Below are 8,073 nucleotides of genomic sequence, written 5' to 3' on the forward strand. Positions count from 1 at the left end.
CGGCTTGGCAAAACGCCGTCATGCCGTAAAATTCCCTACCTTTGATGAATCCATCACCGTAAACCTATGGGAGACACGGATGGACAAACGCTTTATTCAGGCGCACCGCGAAGCGCGCTGGGCGCTGGGGCTGACGCTGCTCTACCTGCTGGCCTGGGGGCTGGCGGCCTACCTGCCGGACAGCGCCATCGGCGTCACCGGTCTGCCGCACTGGTTCGAAATGGCCTGCCTGCTGGTGCCGCTGCTGTTCATCGGCCTGTGCTGGCTGATGGTGCGCACGGTGTTCCGCGACATTTCGCTGGAGGACAGCGATGCAAACTGAAGTGATCCTGCCGCTGGTCGCCTACCTGTTGCTGGTGTTCGGCCTGTCGGTGTATGCCTATCGCCGCCGTCAGAACGGAAATTTCCTCAGCGAATACTTCCTCGGCAACCGCTCGATGGGCGGCTTTGTGCTGGCGATGACCTTGACCGCCACCTACATCAGCGCCAGTTCGTTTATCGGCGGGCCCGGCGCCGCCTACAAATACGGCCTGGGCTGGGTACTGCTGGCGATGATCCAACTGCCGGCGGTGTGGCTGTCGCTCGGCGTGCTGGGCAAGAAATTCGCTATCCTGGCGCGGCGCTACAACGCCATTACCCTCAATGACATGCTGTATGGCCGCTACCAAAGCCGCCTGTTGGTGTGGCTGGCCAGCCTCAGCCTGCTGGTGGCGTTCCTCGGCGCCATGACGGTGCAGTTCATCGGCGGCGCCCGCCTGTTGGAGACCGCCGCCGGCATTCCTTATGACACCGGCCTGCTGATCTTCGGCATCAGCATCGCGCTGTACACCGCCTTCGGCGGCTTCCGCGCCAGCGTGCTGAACGACGCCATGCAGGGGCTGGTGATGCTGCTTGGCACCGTGCTGCTGCTGGTGGCGGTGATCCATGCCGCCGGCGGACTGGACAGCGCAGTAAGCAAACTGCAGCAGATCGATCCGGCGCTGGTGTCGCCGCAGGGCGGCGATCAGATCCTCAGCCTGCCGTTTATGGCGTCATTCTGGATCCTGGTGTGCTTCGGGGTGATCGGCCTGCCCCACACCGCCGTGCGCTGCATCTCCTACAAGGACAGCAAGGCGGTGCATCGCGGCATTCTGCTCGGCACCGTAGTGGTGGCGGTGCTGATGTTCGGCATGCACCTGGCCGGCGCGCTCGGCCGCGCGGTATTGCCCGATCTCAAGATCCCCGATCAGGTGATCCCAACGCTGATGATCACCGTGCTGCCGCCGTACGCCGCCGGGATCTTTTTGGCGGCGCCGATGGCGGCGATCATGTCGACCATCAACGCCCAACTGCTGCAATCCTCCGCCACCATCATCAAGGATCTCTACCTGGGCGTGCGGCCGCAGCAGATCCACAACGAGCGATTGATCAAGCGCTTCTCCAGCCTGACCACGCTGATCCTCGGTCTGCTGGTGCTGCTGGCGGCCTGGCGGCCGCCTGAGATGATCATCTGGCTCAACCTGCTGGCTTTCGGCGGGCTGGAGGCGGTCTTCCTGTGGCCGCTGGTGCTGGGCCTGTATTGGGAACGCGCCAATGCACAGGGAGCGCTTAGCTCAATGGTGTCGGGTGCGGTATGCTATACGCTATTGGCCAGCTTCAACTTGCAACCGGCGGGGCTGCACCCTATCGTGCCTTCGCTGTTGCTCAGCCTGTTGGCGTTTTATCTCGGTAACGTCGTCGGCGAAAAGCGCCGGGCGGCGTCATCATTACCCTCTTGAAGAGAATTGCTATGCCTTGGATCCAACTCAAACTGAACACCACCGGCAGCCAGGCGGAAGACCTGAGCGACGCGCTGGTGGAAAGCGGCGCCGTGTCGGTGACCTTCCAGGACACCCACGACAATCCGGTGTTCGAACCCTTGCCGGGTGAAACCCTGCTGTGGGGCGATACCGATGTGATCGGCCTGTACGACGCCGAAACCGATATGGCCGAGGTGGTGGCGATGCTGGAACAGCACCCGCTGCTGGGCGCCGGTTTCCGCCACAAGATAGAACAGCTGGAAGACAAGGACTGGGAGCGCGAGTGGATGGACAACTTCCACCCGATGCGCTTCGGCGAGCGCTTGTGGATCTGCCCGAGCTGGCGTGACGTGCCCGATCCCGACGCGGTCAACGTGATGCTCGATCCGGGCCTGGCGTTCGGCACCGGCACCCACCCGACCACCGCGCTGTGCCTGCAGTGGCTGGACGGCCTCGATCTGGCCGGCAAAACCGTTATCGACTTCGGTTGCGGCTCCGGCATCCTGGCGATCGCCGCGCTGAAGCTGGGTGCGGCGCGCGCTATCGGCATCGACATCGATCCCCAGGCCATTCAGGCCAGCCGCGACAACGCGCAGCGTAACGGCGTTTCAGAGCGTCTGGAGCTGTATCTGCCGAAAGACCAGCCTGTCGACCTGCTGGCGGACGTGGTGGTCGCCAACATCCTCGCCGGCCCGCTGCGCGAGCTGGCGCCGCTGATCGGCTGTCTGCCGAAGGCCGGTGGCCATCTGGGGCTGTCCGGCGTGCTGGCCAGCCAGGCGAGCAGCGTAGCGGAAGCCTACGCAGAGAAGTTCACGCTCGACCCGGTCGCCGAGCGCGAAGAGTGGTGCCGCATTACCGGCCGCCGCAAGTAAGCGTCACGGTATAGTGCCCCTCTCGTCCACCGGCCCTGCGCCGGTGGATTTTTTTTGTCCGGCGATCGGCCCTCGGGCGGCACAAAATTTTATGCAATTTTTCGCCGCTCAACGACGGATCGCCCTGAGAATGCGCCTTCCAGGCAGGCTATCCCGGCAAAAATAGCGGGCGGATGCAGATAATATCCTGCGCAAAGGCGAATATTTTGCCGCACACAAAATAAGCACTTTTCGTCAACTTATTGTAAAATATATATAATATTTTTATGAATCGCCGCGTAGCGTATTTTTCGTCCTAATATCGGGCCAATTGGTTAAAGTTTGGCCTTTCATCTCGACGCAAAAATGCGTAATATACGCGCCCTTGCGGACACAGTATGGTCACTCTTTGTCTATGCGCATTGGACACCACCAGCTTACTAATTGCCTGATTGCGGCCCCGATGGCCGGTATTACAGATCGCCCGTTCAGAACCCTCTGTCATGCAATGGGTGCTGGGATGGCTGTATCCGAAATGCTCTCCTCCAACCCGGAGGTGTGGCGGACGGATAAGTCGCGTCTGCGTATGGTGCATAGCGATGAACCTGGGATCCGCTCCGTGCAAATTGCCGGATGCGATCCTGATGATATGGCCGCCGCCGCGCGTATCAACGTGGCCAGCGGCGCGCAGATCATCGACATCAACATGGGATGCCCGGCCAAAAAAGTGAACCGGAAGCTTGCCGGGTCCGCTTTGTTGCAGTACCCGGATCTGGTTAAACGGATCCTCCACGCGGTGGTCGACGCGGTGGATGTGCCGGTAACGCTGAAGATTCGCACCGGCTGGGCGCCAGAGCACCGTAACTGTGTAGAGATTGCCCAACTGGCCGAAGACTGTGGTATTCAGGCCCTGACGATTCACGGCCGAACCCGCGCCTGTCTGTTTAACGGCAACGCGGAATACGACAGCATTCGGGCAGTTAAGCAGAGTGTTTCCATTCCGATTATCGCGAATGGGGATATTACTGACCCGCATAAAGCCAGAGCAGTGCTCGACTACACCGGGGCCGATGCCCTGATGATAGGCCGCGCTGCTCAGGGGAGACCCTGGATCTTCCGGGAAATCCAGCATTATCTGGACACTGGGGAGTTGCTGCCGCCGATGCCGCTTGGCGAGGTGAAGCGCTTGTTGATTGGGCACATTCGGGAATTGCACGGCTTCTATGGCCAAGGCAAGGGATTCCGGATTGCTCGTAAGCACGTGTCCTGGTATCTCCAGGAACACGCTCCGAATGACCAGTTTCGGCGCACATTCAACGCCATAGAGGATGCCAGCGAACAGCTGGAGGCGTTGGAGGCATATTTCGAAAATCTTAGCGTAAAAAAAGAGCTGACAGAACTATGTTCGAACAACGCGTAAATTCTGACGTACTGACCGTTTCTACCGTTAACTCACAAGATCAGGTGACTCAAAAGCCTCTGCGTGACTCGGTTAAACAAGCACTGAAGAACTATTTTGCTCAACTGAACGGTCAAGACGTAAATGACCTGTATGAGCTGGTACTGGCTGAAGTTGAACAGCCACTGTTGGACATGGTGATGCAATACACCCGTGGCAACCAAACCCGCGCAGCCCTGATGATGGGCATCAACCGCGGCACGCTGCGCAAGAAGCTGAAAAAATACGGCATGAACTGATACTAGTCAGTTAACGTGTTGAAAAGGCGCTTTATCTCATTTGATAAGCGCCTTTTTCTTTGGGGCACGCCCGGTTTGCAGGCAATAAAAAAGGCCGCAACGCGGCCCTTGGGGTAAAAAGCGGAGACCTTACTCGGTCGCTTTGTTTTTGAGGCTTTCCGCCCCTTGCTTGGTCTTGTCCCAAGCCTTCTCCGTACCCTGTTTGGTGGAGTGCCAGGCTTTTTGCGAGCCTTCGCTCACTTTACTGCCAACGCTATCGCTCTTGCCTTCGGCGGCGTGCTTGGCTTTCAGCTTCAGCTCTTCACCCTTGTCCTGAGACTGGTGCAACTTTTCTTTGGCGGTATCCGCCCCTTTATGCGCCTCAGCGACAACCTCGTTGCTGGCGTGAGCGGCGGTGTTGGTCGCGGTTTCAGCAGCGAACACCGGGGAAGCGAGCAGCAGTGCAGACAAGGCAATGATTGATTTCTTCATAAGTCCCTCTTTTCTCAGATACGTGCCATTCGTCATGAAACAAGATGGCATGAAACGCCCCTTGAACGATTTAAGAATAGGACTAAAACCAAAAAAATCGATATAAAATTTTATTACAAACAGTTTTATTGATTTTTTATGCCACTAAGCAGCATGAGCGGGGAAAGCGCACGAAAAAGTTAAATTTTTCCTGTCACAAAACTATAATTTGTACGAATTTTTAACAAGCACTAACAGGGATGGATTCTATGGTTGCCGCGATCATTATCGGCATTTTTATCATCAGCTTCCTCTACGCACACTCCCGCGGCAAAGAGAAACAAAAGCTTACCCGTCAGCTGTTCGATCACTCCACGTTTATGGGGCCGATCAACATGTTTATGACCGGTTTCTCCCGTTTGCCCGCCAAACAGCCCTATTTCGACGAAAAAGGCTTCCCGGAGCTGCAGACGCTGACCGACAACTGGCAGACGATCCGCGAAGAAGCGGTGCGCCTGCAGGATCATATCAAAAAGGCGCAGTCGCATAACGATGCCGGCTTCAACACCTTCTTCAAACGCGGCTGGAAACGTTTCTATCTGAAATGGTACAGCGACAGTCACCCTTCGGCGCAGACGCTGTGTCCAAAAACCGTCGAGCTGCTCAACCGCATCCCGTCGGTCAAGGCGGCGATGTTCGCCGAGCTGCCGCCCGGCAGCCACCTGGGTAAACACCGCGATCCTTACGCCGGCTCGGTGCGCTATCACCTGGGGCTGATGACGCCCAACGACGATCGCTGCTTCATCGAAGTAGACGGCGAGCAGCACAGCTGGCGCGACGGCGAGGCGGTGATCTTCGATGAGACCTACGTGCACTGGGCGCAGAACGCCACCGATCAGACGCGCATCATTCTGTTTTGCGACGTCGAGCGGCCGATGAAATGGCGCTGGGCGCAGGCAGTCAACCACTGGGTCGGCGCTACGCTGATGTCGGCGGCCAGTTCGCCGAACGACGATCAGGACCGCACCGGCGGCATCAACCGCATCTTCAAATACGTCAACGCGGTGCGCGATGCCGGCCAACGCCTGAAAGCGCGCAACCGCCGCGGTTACTACCTGCTGAAATGGCTGGTGATCGCCGCGATCTTCGCCGCGATTATCATTCCCAGCCTGTAAAACGCGCCAATCCTCAACTCAGGGGCAACGCGAATGAGAATATTCGCATGCCCCTCTTCCGCCACACCCCGTACCCTGTGTTAGCATAAGCATTCCTAGAGCCGCCTCCGCTGGCCAACAGCTATCCCTCCGAAGCCTGATAGCAGCGCAAACCGCCCTTCGAATGTAAATGTTTAGTCAATTATGGAATTCCGACTAAACCCTGGCCGTACCCGGGTGTCTGAGTAGTCGTATCGCTATCGAGTGGAACCTTTATGCGTTACAGCTTGCTGCCCCTTTTAACGTATAAAACGAGTTTCTATGAAATCAGCCAAAGCATTTCAACTGGCCTTGCTGCACCCGCGCTACTGGCTAACCTGGTTCGGCCTCGCTCTGCTGTTCCTGCTGGTACAGCTCCCCTATCCGCTGCTCTACCGTCTGGGGGTGTGGATGGGACGCACCTCGATGCGTTTTCTCAAGCGCCGCGTCACCATCACCCGTCGCAACCTCGAGCTGTGCTTCCCCGAGATGGACGAAGCGCAGCGCGAGCGCAAAGTGGTGGGCAATTTCGAATCCCTCGGCATGGGCCTGCTGGAAACCGGCATGGCCTGGTTCTGGTCAGATAAACGCGTCAAGCGCTGGTTCAACGTCTCCGGCATCAACCACCTCAAAATGGCGCAGCGCGACGATCGCGGCGTGCTGGTGATCGGCGTGCATTTTATGTCGCTGGAGCTGGGCGGCCGGGCGATGGGCCTGTGTCAGCCGATGATGGCGATGTACCGTCCGCATAACAACAAGGCGATGGAATGGGCGCAGACCAAAGGCCGCATGCGTTCCAACAAGGCGATGATCGATCGCAAGGATTTGCGCGGCATGGTGCATGCGCTCAAGCGCGGCGAGGCGGTGTGGTTCGCGCCGGATCAGGACTACGGCCCGCGCGGCAGCGTATTCGCGCCGCTGTTCGCCGTCGATAAGGCCGCCACCACCAGCGGCACCTTCATGCTGACGCGCATGGCCAACCCGGCGCTGGTGCCGGTGGTACTGATCCGCCGCGAAGGCGGCCGCGGCTACGACCTGCTGATCCAACCGGCTCTGGAAGACTATCCGCTCAGCGATGAACAGGCAGCGGCGGCTTACATGAACAAAGTGATCGAGAAAGAGATCATGCGGGCGCCGGAGCAATACATGTGGCTGCACCGCCGTTTCAAAACCCGACCGGCTGGCGCGCCCTCGCTGTACTGACCCTCTTTTTTTCAGCCCGGCCAACGCTGGGCTTTTTTGTGCGCCGCGTTTAAAAATCTGCGGCTCGGGATCCCGCTTTCCTGTAATCTCCTTTTTTACCCGCACAGGAAAGGAAATGATGAAAGCTCAAGTCCGCATTGCTCTGGTCGGTGATTACAACCCGCAAGCCGTGGCCCACCAGGCTATCCCCGTGGCACTCCAGCTCACCGCCGCCCACCTCGACATCGACGTTCAGCCCCAGTGGCTCCCGACCGAAACCCTGACCTCCCCCGACGCGCTGCAAGATTTCGACGCCATCTGGGTGGTGCCGGGCAGCCCGTATCGTCACGACGACGGCGCCTTTATGGCGATCCGTCATGCGCGGGAAAACGACGTGCCGTTCCTCGGCTCCTGCGGCGGTTTTCAATACGCCATCGTCGAATACGCACGCAATGTGATGGGCTGGCACGACGCCGGTCATGCGGAAACCGACAGCGGTGGCCGGCTGGTGATCGCCCCATTGAGCTGCTCGCTGGTGGAAAAAACCGGCGACATCGTTTTTCAGCCTGACACCCGCGTCGCGCAGGCCTACGGCAGCCTGAACGCCCATGAAGGCTACCACTGCAACTTCGGCGTGAATCCGGACTTCGTCGCCGATCTGCAGCGTTTCCCGCTGATCATCAGCGGCCACGACACCGAAGGCGACGTACGCGCCATCGAACTGCCGGGCCGGCGTTTTTACGCCGCCACGCTTTTCCAGTCGGAACGCGCCGCGCTGCGCGGCGAGCTTTCACCGCTGGTGGTGGAACTCGTCAAAGCCGCCGCCAACGGGTAAACAAAGGTTCATCGGCGCCATCGGGGCGTTGTCACCGGATAAAAAAAGCCCTCTTGCGAGGGCTTTCTGATCGTCTATCCCGCCGA

General features: G+C 58.8%; 9 protein-coding genes. 8 read left to right on the top strand and 1 reads right to left on the bottom strand.

Annotated elements, in window-relative coordinates:
* The first annotated feature begins 79 nt into the window (after positions 1 to 79).
* The 5 genes from CPH57_RS18390 to fis all read left to right on the top strand — a co-directional run bounded on the left by CPH57_RS18390 (position 80) and on the right by fis (position 4,327).
* Positions 80 to 322, top strand: coding sequence for a YhdT family protein (locus CPH57_RS18390; RefSeq protein ID WP_033644445.1), 243 nt, complete (start codon positions 80 to 82; stop codon positions 320 to 322).
* The gene (panF, locus tag CPH57_RS18395) at positions 312 to 1,757 is read left to right on the top strand and encodes a sodium/pantothenate symporter (RefSeq protein WP_004936863.1); all 1,446 of its coding nucleotides are present in this window, start codon (positions 312 to 314) and stop codon (positions 1,755 to 1,757) included. The genes CPH57_RS18390 and panF overlap by 11 nt, the downstream gene beginning before the upstream one ends.
* 11 nt (positions 1,758 to 1,768) lie before the next feature.
* Positions 1,769 to 2,650 carry a 50S ribosomal protein L11 methyltransferase gene (gene prmA / locus CPH57_RS18400; protein WP_096242630.1) on the top strand — a complete coding sequence of 294 codons (882 nt, stop codon included), beginning with the start codon at positions 1,769 to 1,771 and terminating at the stop codon, positions 2,648 to 2,650.
* A gap of 394 nt (positions 2,651 to 3,044) precedes the next feature.
* Positions 3,045 to 4,049 (top strand): tRNA dihydrouridine synthase DusB, encoded by a 1,005-nt coding sequence (gene dusB / locus CPH57_RS18405; protein ID WP_033644443.1) that lies wholly within the window; start codon positions 3,045 to 3,047, stop codon positions 4,047 to 4,049.
* Complete coding sequence (fis, locus tag CPH57_RS18410; RefSeq protein WP_000462905.1) at positions 4,031 to 4,327, top strand: DNA-binding transcriptional regulator Fis; 297 nt, start codon at positions 4,031 to 4,033, stop codon at positions 4,325 to 4,327. Before dusB ends, fis begins: the two co-directional genes overlap by 19 nt.
* 129 nt (positions 4,328 to 4,456) lie before the next feature.
* Here fis and CPH57_RS18415 read toward each other — a convergent pair whose 3' ends face one another.
* On the bottom strand, positions 4,457 to 4,798 hold the full coding sequence (locus tag CPH57_RS18415) for a hypothetical protein (protein WP_033644442.1): 342 nt from the start codon (positions 4,796 to 4,798) through the stop codon (positions 4,457 to 4,459).
* Between the two features lie 248 nt (positions 4,799 to 5,046).
* Here CPH57_RS18415 and lpxO point away from each other — a divergent pair, with 248 nt between their 5' ends.
* From lpxO to CPH57_RS18430, 3 genes are all read left to right on the top strand, one after another.
* Positions 5,047 to 5,952, top strand: a complete 906-nt coding sequence (lpxO, locus tag CPH57_RS18420) for a lipid A hydroxylase LpxO (RefSeq protein WP_033651231.1) — start codon at positions 5,047 to 5,049, stop codon at positions 5,950 to 5,952.
* Between the two features lie 300 nt (positions 5,953 to 6,252).
* Positions 6,253 to 7,173: a kdo(2)-lipid IV(A) palmitoleoyltransferase gene (gene lpxP, locus CPH57_RS18425; RefSeq protein WP_096242631.1), complete on the top strand. Its 921-nt coding sequence runs from the start codon at positions 6,253 to 6,255 to the stop codon at positions 7,171 to 7,173.
* Between the two features lie 118 nt (positions 7,174 to 7,291).
* Positions 7,292 to 7,987 (top strand): CTP synthase, encoded by a 696-nt coding sequence (locus tag CPH57_RS18430; protein ID WP_096242857.1) that lies wholly within the window; start codon positions 7,292 to 7,294, stop codon positions 7,985 to 7,987.
* Positions 7,988 to 8,073 lie beyond the last annotated feature (86 nt).

Source organism: Serratia sp. JKS000199, from assembly GCF_900215455.1.
Lineage (GTDB): Bacteria > Pseudomonadota > Gammaproteobacteria > Enterobacterales > Enterobacteriaceae > Serratia > Serratia ureilytica.